Origin of the sequence: Nonomuraea sp. NPDC005730 (genome assembly GCF_040630865.1) — a bacterium.
GTDB lineage: Bacteria > Actinomycetota > Actinomycetes > Streptosporangiales > Streptosporangiaceae > Nonomuraea.
In genome coordinates, this window is sequence record NZ_JBEXYK010000043.1 from 37,430 (window position 1) to 54,719 (window position 17,290).

Annotated in this window: 13 protein-coding genes; 1 reads left to right on the top strand and 12 read right to left on the bottom strand. The window is 75.0% G+C overall.

Annotated features, from left to right (window positions below; translation table 11 throughout):
• Positions 1-55: 55 nt before the first annotated feature.
• Genes ABZ444_RS35020 through ABZ444_RS35075 form a run of 12 tightly spaced genes read right to left on the bottom strand, consistent with a single transcriptional unit; the run spans position 56 to position 13,736 of the window.
• Positions 56-1,312, bottom strand: a complete 1,257-nt coding sequence (locus tag ABZ444_RS35020) for a hypothetical protein (RefSeq protein ID WP_358006551.1) — start codon at positions 1,310-1,312, stop codon at positions 56-58.
• Between the two features lie 24 nt (positions 1,313-1,336).
• Positions 1,337-2,659, bottom strand: a complete 1,323-nt coding sequence (locus ABZ444_RS35025) for an MFS transporter (RefSeq protein WP_358006554.1) — start codon at positions 2,657-2,659, stop codon at positions 1,337-1,339.
• Entirely contained in the window at positions 2,656-3,150 is a 495-nt protein-coding gene (paaI, locus tag ABZ444_RS35030) for a hydroxyphenylacetyl-CoA thioesterase PaaI (protein WP_358006557.1), read from the bottom strand. The genes ABZ444_RS35025 and paaI overlap by 4 nt, the downstream gene beginning before the upstream one ends.
• Positions 3,147-3,998 carry an SDR family NAD(P)-dependent oxidoreductase gene (locus tag ABZ444_RS35035; RefSeq protein ID WP_358006560.1) on the bottom strand — a complete coding sequence of 284 codons (852 nt, stop codon included), beginning with the start codon at positions 3,996-3,998 and terminating at the stop codon, positions 3,147-3,149. Before ABZ444_RS35035 ends, paaI begins: the two co-directional genes overlap by 4 nt.
• Complete coding sequence (locus ABZ444_RS35040; RefSeq protein WP_358006563.1) at positions 3,995-5,251, bottom strand: MFS transporter; 1,257 nt, start codon at positions 5,249-5,251, stop codon at positions 3,995-3,997. The genes ABZ444_RS35035 and ABZ444_RS35040 overlap by 4 nt, the downstream gene beginning before the upstream one ends.
• A gap of 2 nt (positions 5,252-5,253) precedes the next feature.
• Positions 5,254-6,483: an AMP-binding protein gene (locus tag ABZ444_RS35045; protein WP_358006566.1), complete on the bottom strand. Its 1,230-nt coding sequence runs from the start codon at positions 6,481-6,483 to the stop codon at positions 5,254-5,256.
• A 5-nt stretch (positions 6,484-6,488) separates the two neighbouring features.
• Positions 6,489-7,517, bottom strand: a complete 1,029-nt coding sequence (locus ABZ444_RS35050) for a hypothetical protein (protein ID WP_358006569.1) — start codon at positions 7,515-7,517, stop codon at positions 6,489-6,491.
• Entirely contained in the window at positions 7,514-8,932 is a 1,419-nt protein-coding gene (locus tag ABZ444_RS35055) for a lysine 2,3-aminomutase (RefSeq protein ID WP_358006572.1), read from the bottom strand. The genes ABZ444_RS35050 and ABZ444_RS35055 overlap by 4 nt, the downstream gene beginning before the upstream one ends.
• Positions 8,929-10,626 (bottom strand): class I adenylate-forming enzyme family protein, encoded by a 1,698-nt coding sequence (locus ABZ444_RS35060; RefSeq protein ID WP_358006575.1) that lies wholly within the window; start codon positions 10,624-10,626, stop codon positions 8,929-8,931. The genes ABZ444_RS35055 and ABZ444_RS35060 overlap by 4 nt, the downstream gene beginning before the upstream one ends.
• Entirely contained in the window at positions 10,619-11,947 is a 1,329-nt protein-coding gene (locus tag ABZ444_RS35065) for an FAD-dependent oxidoreductase (RefSeq protein ID WP_358006578.1), read from the bottom strand. Before ABZ444_RS35065 ends, ABZ444_RS35060 begins: the two co-directional genes overlap by 8 nt.
• Positions 11,944-12,162 carry an acyl carrier protein gene (locus tag ABZ444_RS35070; RefSeq protein ID WP_358006581.1) on the bottom strand — a complete coding sequence of 73 codons (219 nt, stop codon included), beginning with the start codon at positions 12,160-12,162 and terminating at the stop codon, positions 11,944-11,946. The genes ABZ444_RS35065 and ABZ444_RS35070 overlap by 4 nt, the downstream gene beginning before the upstream one ends.
• Before the next feature lie 14 nt (positions 12,163-12,176).
• Positions 12,177-13,736: an amino acid adenylation domain-containing protein gene (locus tag ABZ444_RS35075; protein WP_358006584.1), complete on the bottom strand. Its 1,560-nt coding sequence runs from the start codon at positions 13,734-13,736 to the stop codon at positions 12,177-12,179.
• 214 nt (positions 13,737-13,950) lie between these two features.
• On the opposite strand from ABZ444_RS35075, the gene ABZ444_RS35080 reads away from it, so the two are divergent.
• Entirely contained in the window at positions 13,951-17,277 is a 3,327-nt protein-coding gene (locus ABZ444_RS35080) for a BTAD domain-containing putative transcriptional regulator (protein WP_358006587.1), read from the top strand.
• Positions 17,278-17,290: the final 13 nt, after the last annotated feature.

A 17,290-nucleotide genomic window follows, 5' to 3' on the forward strand; every position in this document is an offset into this window, starting at 1 on the left:
GAAGAATCCCGATGAATCCGGAGCCTCCGGCCTTGGCCGGAGGCTCCGGCCCGGGTCAGGGGTGCGGGCGCTCGTCCACCACCTGCAGCACCTTCCCGGTACGCGGGTGCGTCACCAGCTCCGACGGCCGCACCCATTCGACGGTCAGCGGGTGCACCAGGCCCTCGGCGACGGACTTCGGGTAGAGCGGCTTGGCCGCGTACACGGCGTCCACGAGCCGCCGGGTCAGGCCGGGCGGCGGCTCCTGCGCGCAGGCCAGCCGGAGCAGCAGGCCGTCCTTGCCGTCCCAGCGGCGCTGGACCATCTGCATCGCCGACATCGCCCGGTCCGGGTCGGCGGCGACCAGCACGGCCCGGACGGCCTCGCTGGACATCGCCACCGTCTCCACCCTGGCCCCCTCGGACGTCCTGCCGACCAGCCGGAAGGCCCGGCATTCCGCGTCGGTCCACTCACCGAGGTCGCCGACCGGGTAGCGGATGACCGGCATCAGCGTCCTGAACAGGTTGGTGACGACCACCCGCCCGCGCACGCCGGGCGTGGTGACCGGGTCGCCGGTCACCTCGTCGATCAGCTCCACCAGGGTGCGGTCGGGGAACGCCTCGTGCACCCGCACGTCCGCGCCCGCCACGGGGCCGCCGATCAGCCCGGCGTCCACGGAGGCGTAGCCGAGCGAGGCGATCGCCGCGCCCGGGAAGGCCTTGGCCAGCTGCGGACGCAGGTCGTCGAAGAGCAGGTCGCCGGCGAACAGCAGCAGCTCCACGGTGTCCGCGCTGCGCCCGCGCGCGATCACCGCCTCGGCCACCTTGCCGAGCTTCATCGGCGGCCCCGCCAGCACGTGCACGCCGAACAGCCCGATCAGGTCGGCGATGTAGCCGTCCTCGGCGTGGCAGGCGATGGGCAGGCGCACGTTCTCCACGGGGGCGTTGTGCAGGGCGTGCTCGATGTAGAGGAAGCCGCCGTACATCTCGCCGGCGGAGAACAGGTTCGCCACCCGGTGGCCGGGCCGCAGGCCCGCCCGCACCATGCCGGCGCCGAACGCGGTCACCGAGTCGGCGTGCTCGGCGCGCGTCCAGGGGGAGAACTTGGGCGCTCCGGTGGTGCCGCCGGAGGCGTAGACGCCGGCGTCGGTCAGGGGGCCGGTCAGCAGCCTGTTGTCCGGATAGGTGTTGGCGGCCCAGAAGGCGTTCTGGTCGATGATCGGCAGCGCGGTGAGGTCGTCCACGCCGTCGGGCAGGTCGCGGTAGATCTCGGCGTAGAACGGCGAGTGCCGGCGGGCGAAGCCGATCAGGTCACGCAGGGACTTGGCGGGCATGGGTCACTCCTTGGTCGTCGATGCTCAGATCCGGCTGTGGGCGAGGCTCGGGACCCGCGCCAGCACCCGGCGGCGGTAGAACCACCAGTTGGTGGCCAGGAAGACGGCGTAGGCGCCGATGAACACCTGGAGGGCGGGCGCGACGGAACCCGACCCGGCCAGCGAGACGGCGAAGCCCCGGGGGATGAGGAACCCGCCGAACGCGCCGACCGCGGAGGCGATGCCGATGGCCGCCGCGGCCTCGCGCCTGGCCCGCAGCCGCACGTCCGCCGACCCGTGCCGGGCCTGCGCGGTGAAGATGGCCGGGATCATCCGGTACGTGGACCCGTTCCCCGCCCCCGAGGCGACGAACAGCAGCAGGAACGCGCCCAGGAAGAGCGGGAAGCTGTGCCGTCCGAGCCCGGCCAGGGCGGCCACGACCCCGGCGGCCATGGCGACGAACGACCACGAGGTGACCCTGGCCCCGCCGTGCCGGTCGGCCAGCCAGCCGCCGACCGGCCGCGCCAGCGACCCGGCCAGCGGCCCGAGGAAGGCCAGGTACGGCGAGGCGGACTCGGCGAACGCCGACCGGGCGACCAGCGGGAACGCCGCCGAGTAACCGATGAACGAGCCGAAGGTGCCGATGTACAGGAAGGACATGACCCAGGTGTGCGGACGCAGGAACGCCCTGCCCTGGGTGCCGAAGCCGGTCCTGGCGACGGCCAGGTTGTCCATGAACAGGTACGCGCACAGCGCGGCGGCCACGACGAGCGGCATCCACACCAGCCCGGCGTACGCCAGGCCGCCCGCCGCCACCAGCGGGATCAGCAGTTGCACGACCGCCACGCCCAGGTTCCCGCCGGCCGCGTTCACGCCCAGCGCGAACCCCTTGCGCCGCTCCGGGTAGAAGTAGGAGACGTTGGCCATGGAGGAGGCGAAGTTGCCGCCGCCGAGCCCGGCCGTGGCCGCGGCGGCCAGGAACATCCAGTAGGGCCTGGCCGGATCGGTGACCAGCCAGGCCAGCAGCCCCGTCGGCGCCAGGAGCAGCAGGGCGCTGGCCACGTTCCAGTTGCGCCCGCCGAAGGCCGAGACGGCGAAGGTGTAGGGCAGTCGCAGCGTGCTGCCGACCAGGTTCGGCACCGCGACCAGCCAGAAGAGCTGGTCGACGGTGAACGGGAAGCCCGCCTTCGGCAGCAGGACGACGACGGCGCTCCACAGCAGCCACACCGCGAAGCCGAGATGCTCGACGAAGATGGAGAAGATCAGGTTCCTGGTGGCGACGCGGCGTCCGACGGCCGCCCAGAACCCCGGGTCCTCGGGTTCCCAGTGCTCGATCCAGCGTCCGGTCCGCCGGTTATGCCCGCTCATGGGGTCTTCCCTTCTCTGGTGGGACGGCCGGCGACCACGACGCCGTGGCCGCGGAACTCGGCGACGATCTCGCCGGCCGGGCGGCGTACGGTGACGTCGTAGACGCCGTACCTGCCGTGCCTGGCCCGTTCGGTGGCCTCGGCCACCAGCACGTCGCCCGCCGCGGCCGGGCGCAGGAACGTCACCTGGGCGCTGTGGGCCAGCATGACCGGGCCGCGGCTGTTGCAGGCGTGGTCGAAGGCGGCGTCGGCGAGCAGGAACAGGTAGCCGCCGTGGGCGACGCCGTGCCCGTTCACCATGTCCTCGGTGACGCGCATGCGCAGCCGGGCCCGGCCGGCGGCGGCCTCCTCCAGGGCGATGCCGAGCGCCCGGCAGGCCGGGTCGGGTCCGGTCGCGGGTCCGGTCGCGGGGCCGGTCACAGGCTCGATCGCGGGGTCGGTCGCGGGGCCGGTCACAGGCTCGATCGCGGGGTCGGTCGCGGGGCCGGTCATGGGGCGCCTCCGAGCCAGGATCCGGCCATCTCCTGGACGGCCGAGCCGTCGGGGTCGGCGAGCTTGCCGGCCACGTACCGCGACACCCAGGGGCCGGTCGGGATGCGGAAGGGCGGGTCGGCCGCGGTCAGCGCGTCCACGATCACGTCGGCCACCTGCCAGGAGGTCTGGCCGGCGCCCTCCCAGCCGGGGCCGCACACCCAGTCGAGGTAGGCGTCGAAGGTGGGGGCGTACGGGCCGGAGGCGGCCCGGATCGTCTTCCGGTTGATGTCCGGGAAAATGCCGAACCGGGTGTCGGAGACGAAGCCGGGCACGACCACGCTCACCCGTACGCCGTGCGCGGCCGCGACCGGCGCCAGGCTCTCCATGAACCCCTCGACCGCCGCCTTCGCCGCCGCGTACGCCTCGTTGAACGGCTGGCCCACGACGCCGTGCACGCTGCCGACCGTCACCAGACGGCCTCCGGCGGCCCGCAGCAGCGGCATCGCCACCCGGCTGACCTCGATCACCCCGAAGAAGTTGACCTCGAAGTTCGCGCGCAGCGCCTCCGGTGTGGACATCTCCATCGTGGGGTCGAAGTTCGCCACGCCCGCGTTGTTGACCAGCGCGTCCAGCCCTCCGTACGTCTCCCGCACGCCCTTCACGCACGCCCGCGCCGAGGCGGGGTCGGTGACGTCGAGGTGGCGGACGTCCAGGGTGACGCCGGCCCGGTCGGCCGCCGCGCGCAGGTCGCCGTCCCGGCCGGGGTCGCGCATGGTGGCCACCACCGTCATCCCGGCCCGCGCGGCGGTCACCGCGGTGGCCAGCCCGATCCCCGACGAGGTCCCGGTGATCAGCACGGTCGTCATGACGCGCTCCCCGCCAGGTGCGCCCGTGGCTCGGCCCGGTCCATGAGGCCCTGGATCCCCGAGGCGGGCAGGAACGAGAACGCGGCCAGCAGCGTGCCGCCGGCCATGACGGCCTGCGCCGCGCCGAGCACGCCCAGCGCGGGCGTCAGCAGGGTGACCGCCGACCCGCCCGCGAGTGCGGCCAGCGGGATCACCCCCCAGGTCGCCGTGCGGAACGCGGCGTGCATGACGCCCTGGTTCTCGGCGGCCATCCGCGACTGCCGGATCGGCGCGCTGCACACGTTGATGCACGACATGAAGAAGCCGTAGCAGCCGAACGTCACGCCGATCACCAGCGCGGCGGGCAGCGCGGGCGCGGCCAGCACGCCGAGGCCGACCAGGCAGTGCAGCAGCAGCGCCCAGGCCATGGTCCGGCCGAGGCCGAGCCGGTCGCTGATCCTCGGGGCGGCCAGCGCGCCGAGCACCGCACCCACGGCCGCCGCCGACATCGCCGCGCCGAACACGCCCACCGAGACGCCGAGCCCCTGGTAGGCCAGCACCGGCAGGACCGTGACGAAGACCGGCCCGCCCGAGTTGAGCACCACCGCGGCCAGCACCACCCGGCGCAGCACCGGGTCGGCCCAGTTCAGCCGGAAGCCGAGCATCAGCCGCGAGCGCACCGGCACCCGCTCCCCGGTCGTGACGCCCCACGGCTTCATGGCCCGCAGGCACGCCGCCGAGACCAGGTAGGTGGCCGCGTCCACGAGCAGCGAGGCGACGCCGAGCAGGTGGTACAGGCCCGCCGCGATCGACGGCCCGGCCACCTCCGACACCGTGCTGCTGCCCTCCAGCCGCGAGTACGCCCGCACCAGCCGGTCCTGCGGCACGGTCGTGGGCACGGCGACGAGGTAGCCGATGTTGAAGAAGATGGTCGCGCCGCTGATCAGCGCCACGCACACGAACAACACCGGCGTCGAGAGCACCCCGCACCAGTACGCGACCGGGATGACCCCCACCGCCACCAGCCGGACGAGGTCGCACACGACCATGGTCAGCCGCTTGTCCCACCGGTCCACCAGCACCCCGGCGATCGGCCCCAGCAGCGGGATGCCGAGGTACTGGGCCATGGCCACGATGCCGACCTCCAGCGCGGAGGCGTGCAACACGAAGATCATCAACGTCGGGACGACGAACACGGTGATCCGGTCGCCGAGCAGGCTCACCGTCTGGCCGCTCCAGTAGAGGCCGAACTCCCTGCCGAGCGACCCCGGCATCCTCACTGCTCCTCCCGTACGACGAAGGAGGAGGTCTTGCCGGTGCGGTCGTTGCCGATCAGCGCGTCCACCGTCCGCACCCGGAAGGAGCCGGGGTCGTGCTGGAAGGCCGTGCTGAGGGTGAAGGTGCCGGCCAGGAGGTCGCGGCGCAGCCGTTCGGGCAGGTCGGGCGGGGTCGCGGAGCCGGTCAGCAGCAGCACGTCCACGCCGGAGACCCGGCCCTGCCGCTCGGTGACCAGGACCTGGGCGCGCAGCACGCCGGGCTGGCGCTCGGCCTGGGCGACGACGTCGTCCACGTGCAGGCCGAGGCCGCGCACCTGGACGACCGAGTCGCGGCGGCCCAGGATGCGCAGCGCCCTGCCGTCCCGGCCGCACGGGCAGGAGACGAGGCGGCCGGCGTCGCCGGTGCGGTAGCGCAGCACCGGGTTGAGCATGTCGGGGTTGAGGGTGGTGAAGTCCAGCAGCTCGTCGGCGTCGCTGTGCACGAGCTGGTCGGGCAGCGGGTGGAAGACGTCGGCCGGGCAGTCCGGGGTGTTGGTGGCGGCGACCCAGGTCTCGGTGCTGCCGAACATGCCCCAGCGGCGGGCGTCCGGGGCGACCTCGGCCAGGTCCTCGTCGAGCTGGGGATGCCACGCCTCGCCCAGCCAGAGCACCTTGCGCAGCGCGGGCAGGCGCAGGCCGGCCGCCCGCGCGTGGGCGAACCACAGCCGCAGCACGCTGGGCGTGCCGCCGAACGCGGTCACCTTCCGGTCGGCGAAGAAGCCCAGCCAGTCGCCGTACTCCTCCTTGCCGACCGAGCCCAGGGCGATGACCCGGCAGCCGGACAGGTCGGCGAGGGCGGCGGCCAGGAAGTGGGCGCCCCACATGCGGCCGGCGCCCCAGGCGTTGACGAAGACGTCGTCCGGTTCCAGGGGCTGCCAATGGCGGTGCACGCCCTCCATGTAGAAGCCGGTGGGGGCGTAGCCGACCTTGGGCGCGCCGGTGCTGCCGCCGCTCTGGAAGAGCCAGGTCGCGCCCTGCCCGGCCTTGGGCTCCAGGTGCGCGAGCGCGACGTTGAGGTCGTCCTTGACCAGCGGCGGCAGGGCGGCCAGGTCATCCAGCGTGAGCACCTTCTCGTGGCCCTCGTAGCGCGGCGCGAGCGCGGGCACGCTCCTCAGCCGCTCCAGCGAGCGCCTCGGGACGCGCAGCAGCGGCTCGGCCGCCGCGGACGTCAGCGAGAACGATTCGGTCATGGGGGTCACCAGCTCTCGGGTTCGTGCGGAAGGCGTCCGTGCGGAAGGCGTCCGTGCGGAGGACGTTCTTTGAGGAAGCGGGCGTGGCCGTCGCGGTAGGCCGTCCAGCGGGCGCGGGTGACGTCGCGCTGGAGGGTGCGGGCGGGGTCGCCGAGGTCGGGCGCGATCACGCCGTCGGGCTCCAGCTCGGAGAACCAGTAGCGCTCGCCGTCGTGCAGGAAGTCGACGCAGAAGAACGGGATGGGCAGCCGCTCGTAGAAGTACGCCGTGGCCGCCGCCAGCTCGGGCGGCACGGGCGGGAACTCCATCGTGCCGCCCCTGCTGGCGTTGGCGACCGGCGAGCCCGGCTCCGGGATGCGTTTCATGACCGCGTACGGCTCGCCGTCCACGACGTAGACGCGGTAGTCCACGGTGCCGTCGCCCAGGTAGGGCTGGACGACGAGCGTGGTGTCGCCGCCCTGGGCGAGGCTGGCCAGGCCGCGCAGCTCCTCGGAGTCGCGGGCCAGGTTCACCCCGCCGCCGCCGCACCAGCCGGCGGGCTTGACCAGGGCCGGGTAGGTGAGGCCGGCGATGGCGGCCTCGTACAGGTGCTTGCTGGTGTCCCGGCCGGTGCCGATGCGCAGGGTCGGGATCGGCGGCACCGGCGAGTCGCTCAGCCGCAGGACGGTGGCCAGCTTGTCGTTGGCCACGGGCGACAGGGACGGCGGGAACGGCAGGTAGAAGCCGGCCTCCTCCAGCACGGCGTACAGGGCGTACTGGTTGAAGACGTCCATGGACTGGTAGGGCAGGGAGTACAGGGCGGTGATGAAGAGCGTGTCCTCGGGGGTGACGGGCTCGTCGTCCACGAAGACGCGGGGCCTGCCGGGCTCCAGCGCGTCCACGGTGACCGAGTCCGGGGAGTTCCTGGTCCAGCGCAGGCCGAGCTCGGCGGCGACGTCCTCGTACAGGTCCCAGAAGAACGGGTGCCACATCGCGGTGGCCCGGGTGGACTCCCGGTCGGGGAAGATCCAGCACAAACGGCGCAACGGGGTCATGACTCTCCCTTCTGGCTCGCCCACCAGCGGCGGCCGGGCTCGGGCAGGGTGTCGATCGGGTCGTAGAAGGGGAAGCGGCGCTCCGGGCCGGGCGGCTCCAGCCCGATCCCGTGGCTCCTGGTCCAGTACGAGACGCCGCGTTCCCGGTCGTAGGCGGCGGCCTGGTGCACCCAGCGTTTGCCGACGTAGGGCACGTCGCACACGATCCGGGGCGTGGCGTAGCCGGGCAGGTGGCCCATGATGGCCTCCTGGAGGTGCCGCGCCTGGTGCAGCGGGGTGCGCCAGTGCTCGGCGTTGGGGATCAGGTCGCAGACGTAGAAGTAGTAGGGCAGGATGCCGGCCTCGCCGTGCAGGGCGAAGCACAGGTCGAGCAGGTCGTGCGGGGTGGCGTTCACGCCGCGCATGAGCACGCCCTGGTTGCGCACGTCCCGCACGCCGGCCGCGAGCAGGGCGCCGGCCGCCTCGGCGACCAGCGGCGTCACCGAGCGGGCGTGGTTGGCGTGGGTGTGCACGGCCAGGTTCACCCCTCGGGCCCGCGCGACGGCGGCCACCCGGCCCACGCCCTCGACCACGGCCGGCTGGAGCCAGTGCTGCGGCAGCCCGACCAGCGCCTTGGTGGCCAGCCGGATGTCGCGTACGGACTCCAGCTCCAGCAGCCGCAGCAGGAACGCCTCCAGCCGCGGCCACGGCATGTTCGCCAGGTCGCCGCCGGAGACCACCACGTCCCGGACGGCGGGCGTGCGCTTGAGGTAGTCCAGCATCAGCTCCTGCCGGTCCACCGGCCTGAGCGTGAGCCTGGCCTTGACGACCTGCGGGGTGGACGTCCCGACCAGGTCCATCCGGGTGCAGTGGCCGCAGTACTGCGGGCACGTGGCCAGCAGCTCGGCCAGCACCTTCGTCGGGTAGCGGTGGGTCAGGCCCTCCACCGCCCACATCTCGGCCTCGTGCAGCGAGTCCCGCTGGGCCCGCGGATGGCTCGGCCAGACCGGGTGCCGGTCGGAGGCGACCGGCAGCAGGTAGCGGCGGACCGGGTTGGCCAGGAACGCCGCCGTGAACGCGGCCGGATCGCCCGCCTCGTCCGGCGCCATGACGTTGAGGAGCTGGGGCGTGACCAGTATGGACATGGTGGCGAACCGGGCCACGTCGGCGGCCAGGTCGGCGAGGAAGGCGTCCTGGAGCAGGTCGCCGGTCACGGCGCGGAGCTGCGCCGCGTTGCGCACGCAGTGGGCGCGCTGCCACTGGGCGTCGCGCCACTGCGCCTCGGTGACCCCGCGCCACCCCGGCAGCCGCCGCCAGTCGGGCTCGGCGAGCGCCCGCCGCGCGTACACGTAGGGGCGGTCGGCGGGGGTCCCGGACCCCGCGGCCGTCTCGACGTCGGCGGCGGGGCGGCGGGACCTGTCGTCGTTCGGGCTCATCCGGCGAACAGCGCCGCGTGCCGGGTGCGCAGCTCGCGCTTGAGCACCTTGCCTGTGGGGCCGAGCGGGTAGTCCTGCTCGGTGCGCGCCAGGATCACGGCGGCCAGCGTGGCCAGGCCCGCGTCGGCCAGCGCCTTGTTGGCCTTCTCCCTGATCTCCTCGGCGGTGACCGCGGCGGCCTCGGCCTGCGCCCGTACGACGGCGATCGGCACCTGCCCCTCGGGCCCCGGCACGCCGACGACCGAGCAGTCCTGGACGAGGTCCGCGCAGTCGGCGATGAGGACCTCCTCGACGGGCAGGCTGTAGACCGGCCCGGCCGCGGTGTCGATCACGTCCACGGTGCGGTCGAGGTGGTAGAAGTCGCCCTCGGCGTCCCGGCGGGCGACGTCGCCGGTCAGCCAGTAGCCGTTGAGCTCGAAGCTGCTGGTCAGCCTGGCGTCGTTCCAGTAGCCGGGGGTGCGCGACGGGGTGATCACGCCCAGCAGGCCGACCTCGCCGTCGGGCAGCTCCCGGCCGTTCTCGTCGAGCACGGCGGCCTTGATCACCGCGTCCTGGGGCTTGCCCACGCAGCGGTCGGCGCGCGCCGTCTCGGGGGAGGTGACCTGGCCGAACAGCGCCATGCCCATCTCCGAGGAGCCGAGCCCGTCCACGAACTGGGAGCCGGGCAGCGGCTCGCCGGCGGCCTCGCCGCGCGGCAGCAGCCATGACCTGATCAGCCCCGCGGGCCGCTCGCCGAGCTGGACGAGCCGCCGGATGTGGCCGTAGTGGGCGCTGTCGCCGGTGTTGAACCAGGAGTGCACCCTGGCCGCGCCCCTGACCGGCAGCTCGCCGGTGGCCAGCTCGACGAACGTGCGCGGGAACGAGGCCACCATGGTCGGCTGGAACGCCTCCATGACCGGTTCCACCCCGGCCCGCCGCCAGTCCGACATGATCACGGTCGGCAGCCCGAGCAGCACCGCGGTGAGGAAGTAGCTGAGCCCGCCCGCGTGCGTGTGCGGCATGAGCGACATCAGCCGGTCGTACGGTTCCGCCGGGAAACGCACCATCCGGAGCTGTTTGCCGTCCCAGAAGCTGCGATGTCCGAGGATGGTGGACTTGGGGGTGCCGGTGGTGCCGGAGGAGTGGATGAGCGCCACCACGTCGTCCGGCTCGTGCCGGTACGGGTACTGCTCCGGCAGCCCGCCCGACGCCGCGTCGTGGGCCCGCACCTCGGACGCCAGGGCGACGAACCGGGGCCGGGCCCGCGGCGTGTTGCGGTAGGCGAGCTGCAGCCGGGTCGTGTCGTCGGCGACCACGCCCACCACGCCGACGTGCTCCAGGTAGCCGGCCATGACGTCGGCCCGCATGGCGTCGTTGACCATCGCCGGGATGGCGCCGAGCGCGGTGAGCGCCAGGAAGTGCAGCAGCGGCTCCAGGCCCTCGGCGACGACGATGCCCACGGGCTCGCCGGGCCGCACGCCGTTGGCGTGGTACCAGGTGGCGTACCGGTCGCGCAGGGCCGCGAGGTCGGTCAGGCTGTGGCCGCGTAACACGACCCGGCCGCGGTGGTCGGTGTGGTGGCTGTGGACGAACGGCACCGACCGGTTGGGGTTGGCCACGAGCGCGTGGTCGAGGAAGTTGCCGGCGCCCAGGCCGGGCTCGGTCATGAAGCCCTGCCGTACGGCCAGGGGGGCGATCGGGGTCCGGTCAGTCATGGCTGTGCCTCCAGGTCGCGTCGATCTCCGTGGCCACCCGGTGTCCTGAGCGGATGGCGCCTTCCATCAGGCCGAAGAACTCGGTGCTCGTCTCGGTGCCGGCCCAGTGCACCCGCTGGTGGGGGGTCGTCAGCCGCGGGCCGAGCCGCAGCCAGTCGCCCGGTCCGAACAGCGCCGCGTAGCAGCCCCGGCTGTGCCGCTCGCCGAGCCAGTCGGTCACGTGGCAGGCGTCCGGGGCGGGCAGCCCGGGGAACAGCCGCGCGACCTGGGCCCGCGCCTGCCCGGCCTGCTCGTGCGGGGGCAGCGCGGCGAACGCCTTGGCCTGCGCGCCGGTCACGAACCCGGTCAGCACGCCCGCCGAGCCGCCCGCGGGCGAGTCGTCCACGGTGGACAGCAGGGGGCCGTCCGCGCTGACCGACCATCCCGAGAGGCCCTGCTCGCGCCAGAGCGGCGCGGGGTAGACCAGGTGCACCTTCACCGCGCAGCCGGGCGCCGTGCCGGGGCCCGACCGCGGCGCGGGCAGGCCCGGCCGGAACTCCACGGCGTCGGCCAGCACCGGCGGCACGGCGACCACCACCACGTCCGCCCTGGTGAGGCCGGTCGCGGTGACGACGTCCACGCCGGTCGCGTCCTGGTGGACCGCGCGCACCGGCTCGCCCAGGCGCACCCGGTCACCGAGCCGGGCGGCCAGGCGCAGGCACACCTGGTGGGCGCCGCCGTCGATCCGGTCCTCCTGCGCGCCGCCCGCGAAGGCGTTCAGGTAGCGCAGGCCGCCGCCCGAGCGCAGGTAGAAGGCCAGGTGCAGGACGGACACGTCCGCCGGGTCCGCGGCCATCATCTCGCCGGCGAACAGCGGGAAGAACAGCCGCGCGTCCGGATGCGTCAGGTGCTCGGCGGCCCAGTCCGCCGCCGTGGTGGCGTCCAGGCGGGCGGCGTCCGGCGACAGCCAGGGAGCCTCCGGGCGGACGGCGGCGGCCAGCTCCTCCAGCGCGTCGAACAGGCCGCCCAGCGCGACCGCCGACAGGGGCGGGAACCGGCCGGTCCCGGGCTCGCCGCCGAGCGCGAACCTGGCCGCGCCGCCCACCGTGGCCGGGGTGGTCTTCAGGTCCAGCTCGGCCAGCAGGGCCGTCAGCGCGGTGTGCCGCTCCCCCAGGTACGCCGCGCCCGCGTCGGCCCAGCCGCCGGGGGCGACCTCGATGCCGTGCGTACGCCCGCCGACGCGGTCCCTGGCCTCGATCACGGTGACCTCGGCGCCGGTCGCGGCCAGGTCGGCGGCGGCGGTGAGCCCCGCGAGGCCCGCTCCCACGACGACGACCCTCATGCCAGGCTCGCGATCTTCTTGGCCAGCGCGGCCGGGGTGGGCGCGTCGAGGAAGTCGTCGAAGTCCAGCTCGGCGCCGCCGTCGCGGGCGATCGCGCTGAGGACGCGGGTGGCGAGCAGCGAATCCCCACCCAAGACGAAAAAGTCGGAATCATCCGTTATTTCGGGGTTTTCCAGTACCCGCCGGAAGATGTCAGAGACGGCGGTGACGTCCACGTGCATGATCTCCTTCAGTTGGTGGTGTAGCGCCGGTGCGAACCGGCGCGGTCGACCTTTCCGCTGGTGGTGTAGGCCAGTTCGGGCACGACGGTGATCCGGCTGGGCACCAGGTGGCCCGGCACCCGGTCCCGCAGGTAGTCCCGGACCTCGGCGGCCAGCCCGTGCTCGGCGTCCCGGCCGGGCTGCGGGCGGGGCACGACGTACGCGGCGAGCGTGGTGTGATCGGCGACCGTGACGCCCGCCACCGCCACCGCGCCCACGCCCGGATGGCCGGCGATGTGCGCCTCGACCTCGGCCGGGTCCACCCGGATGCCCCGGATCTTGAGCTCGTGGTCGAGCCGTCCCTCGTGGACGAGCGCCCCGCCGCCGGTCACGGCGACCCGGTCCCCGGTGCGGAAGAACCGCCCGGCGCCCGGCTCGGGGGTGACGAAGCGGGCGGCGGTCGCCTCCGGCAGGCCCAGGTAGCCCAGCGCCAGGGCCGGCCCGCCGACCAGCAACTCGCCCTCCGCGCTCACCCGCTGCTCGACGTGCGCGAGCGCCCACCCGATCGGCACCCGCTCCCCCGCCACCGAATCCCGCTCCCCCGCGACCCCGCCGGCCATCGGGCCGTGCAGGTCGATCGCGTGCGTGATGAGGGTGGTCTCCGTGCACCCGTAGGTGTTGAGCAGGCGGACGCCGCCGGTGTCCAGGGCCCGCCAGTCCGCCAGGCGCGACGGGCTGACGGCCTCGCCGCCGATGATCACCAGCCGGACGCACGGGGGCAGTGCGGCCCCCTCGTCGGCCAGGTGCCGTACCAGCTCGTGCCAGAACGCCGTGGGCAGGTCCAGCACGCTGATCCGCTCGTCGGCGACCGCGCGCAACATCCGGCGGAACGAGCCCGAGTGCGCGCCGTCATGGAAGACCAGCGCCGCCCCGCCGGTCAGGGCGGGCAGGATCTCCTCCAGGCAGGTGTCCCAGTTCAGCGAGGCGAACTGGAGCACCCGGTCGGCCGGGGTGATGCCGAACAGCTCGCGCAGCGCCCCCGTCACGACGGAGATCGCCCGCCTGGGCGTCACCACGGGCTTGGGCGCGCCGGTCGAACCGGAGGTGAACAGGACGTACGCGGGCGCGTCCCCCGGGAACTCACCCGCCGGGCCGCCGTCGAAGTCGCCGTCGGGGTCGCCGTCGGGGTCGCCGTCGGGGTCGCCGTCGGGGTCGCCGTGATCGGGCGGTTCGATCACCCGCACGCTGTCCGGGGCCCAGGCGTCCGGCCCGGACGCGACCAGCGTGCGGCAGCCGGCCGCCGCCAGCATCGCCTGCCGGCGGGCCCGCGGGTGCGCCGGGTCGACGGGCACGTACGCGCCGCCCGCCGCCAGCGTGCCGAGCAGCGCGGCCACGGTCCCCGGCGTGCGGGACGCCGGCACGCCCACCGCCCCGGGATCGGGCCCGAGCCGCCGGGCCGTCGCGCGGACCCACGCGGCCAGCTCGGCGTAGGTGACGGTGCGACCGTCGTGGACCAGGGCCGGACGGCCGGGATGGCGCCCGGCCGTCCGGGCGAACTCCTGGAGAACGTCGTGGTGCGGTTCGGACAACGCTGCCTCTTCCCCGGGGTGACGCGACGGGGCCGGCCGCGCGTCCGCGCGTCTGTCAGCCCGTGTCAAGCGAATGTGGAGCGAACCCAAGCGAGATCGCGTTCAGAGTGCAGCAGGGCGCTGCACGGGGGCTTGATGGCGTCAGGATTTCGGCTGTACTGCCTGTCATGTCTCCTGTATGGCGGCCTGCGACGTGGCAAAGGGGAAATGCGATATGTCAGACGAAACAGCACGGGCGGGTCTGGCGGACGTACTGAAGATCGGGCTCCTGGGGGCGGTGCGGGCATGGCGGGGGCGCCAGGAGATCCCGCTCGGGCCGCCCCGGCAGCGCGCGGCGCTGGCCCTGCTCGCGCTGGACGCGGGCCGGCTCGTCTCGGTGAACCGGCTGATCGAGGGCCTGTGGGGCGAGCGTCCTCCGGCCGGGGCGCGCAACCTGGTGCAGGGGTACGTCTCCCGGCTGCGTCCCCTCCTGGCCGCGGCCGGCGTCACCATCGCCTACCGCCCGCGCGGCTACCAGCTCGGCCTGGACCCCGGGCAGGTGGACGTGCACGAGTTCCGCGCGGCGGTCACCCGGGCGCGCGCCGGGGAGACGGCCGAGCGGCAGGCCACCGGGCTGCGCCGCGCCCTGACCTTGTGGCGCGGCGAGCCGCTGACCGGCGTCTCCGGCGGCGAGCTGCTGGACCGGCTGCGCGACGCGCTCGCCGAGGAACGTCTCGGAGCCGTCGAGGAGTGCCTGGACGCCGAGGTCCGGGCGGGCCGCGCGGCCGTGCTGGTCCCCGAGCTGATCGCGCTGGTCGCCGAGCACCCGTTCCGCGAGGGGCTGGTCGGCCTGCTCATGCTGGCGCTGTGCCGGGCCGGCCGCCGCGTGGACGCGCTGGAGCGGTACGAGCGCACCCGCCGCCGCCTCACCGAGGAACTGGGCCTCGACCCCGGCCCCGAGCTACGGCGACTGCACCAGCGCATCCTGCGCGGGAACGTTCCGCCGATCAGGCGGGCCGATTCCCGGGAAACGGTGACGCCCGCGCAACTACCGCCCGGTCCCGGCCAGTTCACCGGCCGGACGGCCGAGCTCCGGCTGCTCGACCCGCTCGCGCCCGGCGGCGACGCGTTCGCGCCCGGCGGCGACCCGCTCGCGCCCGGCGGCGAGGCGTTCGCGGGCGGCGGCGACCCGGCCGGCGGCGGGACGGCGATCTCGGTGCTGACCGGCGCGGGCGGATCGGGCAAGACGGCCCTGGCCCTGCACTGGGCCCACCGCAACCGCCACCGCTTCCCCGACGGCCAGCTCTACGTGGACCTGCGCGGGCACTCGGCCGAGCGGCCGCTGCTGCCGATCGAGGCGCTCGGCCGGTTCCTGCGCGGGCTGGGCCTGCCCGCCGAGCGCGTGCCCGGCACGGTGGAGGAGGCCAGCGCGGCCTACCGCAGCCTGCTGGCCGACCGGCGGGTGCTGGTGGTGCTGGACAACGCCGGCAGCGAGGAGCAGGTCCGCCCGCTGCTGCCGGGCGGACGGCGCTGCGCCACCGTGATCACCAGCAGGGGCCGCCTGGACGGCCTGGTCGCCCGGGACGGCGCGATCCCCGTCCCGCTCGGCGTGTTGTCCACCGGCGAGGCGGTCACGCTGTTCGGCGGGATCCTCGGCGGCGAGCGGCTGGCCGCCGAGCGGGACGCGGCGCTCGACCTGGCCAGGGCGTGCGGCCGGCTGCCGCTGGCGCTGCGCATCGCCGCCGCGGGCATCCTCGGCCGGCCGGGCGGGAAAGCCGTCGGCGACATCGCCGGTCAGGTGCGCCGGCTCACCGGCACCCGATTATCGGCCCTGGCGGTCACCGGAGATCCGCACGCGGCCGTGCGCGGCGCGTTCGACCTGTCCTATCACCGCCTGGATCCGGCGGCGCGGCGGCTGTTCCGGCTGCTCGCGCTCGTCCCCGGGCCCACGTTCACCGCGGGGGCGGCCGGCGCGCTGGCCGGGGCCGCGCCCGCCGAGGCCGACCGGCTGCTGTCCGGGCTCGCCGCCGCGCACCTGGTCGAGGAGCCGGAGCCGGGCCGCTACACCTTCCACGACCTGATGCGGGAGTACGCCCGCGAACGCGTGCTGGCCGAGGAGGCAGCGCCGGGACGGGCCCGCGCCCTGGACGCGCTGATGGCCTGGTACCTGCGGATGGTCCGGGAGGCCGGCGACGTCGCCTACCCCCACCTGCTGCGCGCCCCCGCCGACGGCTCCGGCCGCCCGCCCGCCTTCACCGGCGCCGCCGCCGCGCTGGCCTGGCTGGACGCCGAACGCGCCAACCTCGTCGCCGCCGTCCGGAACGCCCCGGACCACCCGTACGCCTGGCGGCTCATCGACGCCATGAACGGCTACCTCGACCTGACCGGCGGCCAGCCCGGCTGGACGGACGTGCTGCGGGACGCGCGGCGGGCCGCCCGCGCGGCCGGCGACCACCTGGGCCAGGCGGCCGTCGGGCACTGCCTGGCCGCCACCCGGTGGCGGGCGGCCGAGCTGACCGAGGCGGTCGTGGAGCTGCGGGGGGCGTTCACGGCCGCCGAGCTGGCGGGCTGGCCGGAGGGGAAGCTCGCGGCGCTGGCCGCGCTCGGCGTGGTCCACCTCCAGCAGGGCAGGCTCGGCGCGGCCCGGCGGCTGCTGACCCTGGCCGTGGACGGCTCGCGGCGCTCCTCGCGGGTGGGGGCCGCGCCGCTCGTCGACCTCGGGCTGGCGCTGACCCAGATGGGCCGGCTCGACGCCGCCGAGGAACGCCTGAGCGAGGCGGTGTCGCTCTGCCGCGACCGCGGACTGCCGGCGACCGAGGCCGCCGCGCTGGCCAGCCTCGGCAACGTGCTCCGGCTGACCGGCCGGCTGGGCGAGGCCGTCCGGTGCCTGACGGCGGCGCGCGGGCTCGGCGCCGCGATCGGCGAACGGTACCAGGCCGACCTGTGCAGGGAGCTGGCCGACGTGCACCTGGACGCGGGCCGGCGGGCCGACGCGCTCGGCTACGCCGAGGAGGCGCTGCGGCGGGCGCTGGCGGTCGGCGATCCCAAGCTGGAGCTGGACGCCCTGCTCGGGCTCGGCCGGATCGGCTGCCAGACCGACCCCGGCGCCGCCGTCGGGCATCTGAGCGCCGCGCTGGAGCGGGCCCGCGGCATCGGCGCCGCCGTGGGCCAGGCGGACGCGCTCGTGGGGCTGGCCGTGGCGCGTACCCGCCTGGACGAGCACGTGACCGCCATGCGCGACACGCTGGCGGGGCTGGCGCTGGCCAGGAAGGCGGGCGCGGTGCTGGTGCAGGGCGCGGCGCTGGCGGCGGGCGCGGAGGCGGCGCTGGCGGCCGGCGATCCGGGCCTGGCCATCTCCTACGCCGCCCGCGCGGCCCGCGTGCACGCCGGCAGCGGCTACAAGCTGGGCGAGGCGCGGGCCCTGGTGACGCTGGGACGGGCCCACCGCCGCACCGGCGACGAGCCGGCCGCCGAACGTTTCCGGGAACGGGCCGGCAACCTGTTCACGGCGGTCCTCGACCCGCCATCGGCCCGGCCCGCCGAGCTGGCCGCGGGCCGATGACCGGCCCCGCCGA

Coding starts and splice junctions, on each gene's coding strand:
- ABZ444_RS35020 (WP_358006551.1), bottom strand. CDS start 1,312: ATGCCCGCCAAGTCCCTGCGTGACCTGATCGGCTTCGCCCGCCGGCAC.
- ABZ444_RS35025 (WP_358006554.1), bottom strand. CDS start 2,659: ATGAGCGGGCATAACCGGCGGACCGGACGCTGGATCGAGCACTGGGAA.
- paaI (WP_358006557.1), bottom strand. CDS start 3,150: ATGACCGGCCCCGCGACCGACCCCGCGATCGAGCCTGTGACCGGCCCC.
- ABZ444_RS35035 (WP_358006560.1), bottom strand. CDS start 3,998: ATGACGACCGTGCTGATCACCGGGACCTCGTCGGGGATCGGGCTGGCC.
- ABZ444_RS35040 (WP_358006563.1), bottom strand. CDS start 5,251: ATGCCGGGGTCGCTCGGCAGGGAGTTCGGCCTCTACTGGAGCGGCCAG.
- ABZ444_RS35045 (WP_358006566.1), bottom strand. CDS start 6,483: ATGACCGAATCGTTCTCGCTGACGTCCGCGGCGGCCGAGCCGCTGCTG.
- ABZ444_RS35050 (WP_358006569.1), bottom strand. CDS start 7,517: ATGACCCCGTTGCGCCGTTTGTGCTGGATCTTCCCCGACCGGGAGTCC.
- ABZ444_RS35055 (WP_358006572.1), bottom strand. CDS start 8,932: ATGAGCCCGAACGACGACAGGTCCCGCCGCCCCGCCGCCGACGTCGAG.
- ABZ444_RS35060 (WP_358006575.1), bottom strand. CDS start 10,626: ATGACTGACCGGACCCCGATCGCCCCCCTGGCCGTACGGCAGGGCTTC.
- ABZ444_RS35065 (WP_358006578.1), bottom strand. CDS start 11,947: ATGAGGGTCGTCGTCGTGGGAGCGGGCCTCGCGGGGCTCACCGCCGCC.
- ABZ444_RS35080 (WP_358006587.1), top strand. CDS start 13,951: ATGTCAGACGAAACAGCACGGGCGGGTCTGGCGGACGTACTGAAGATC.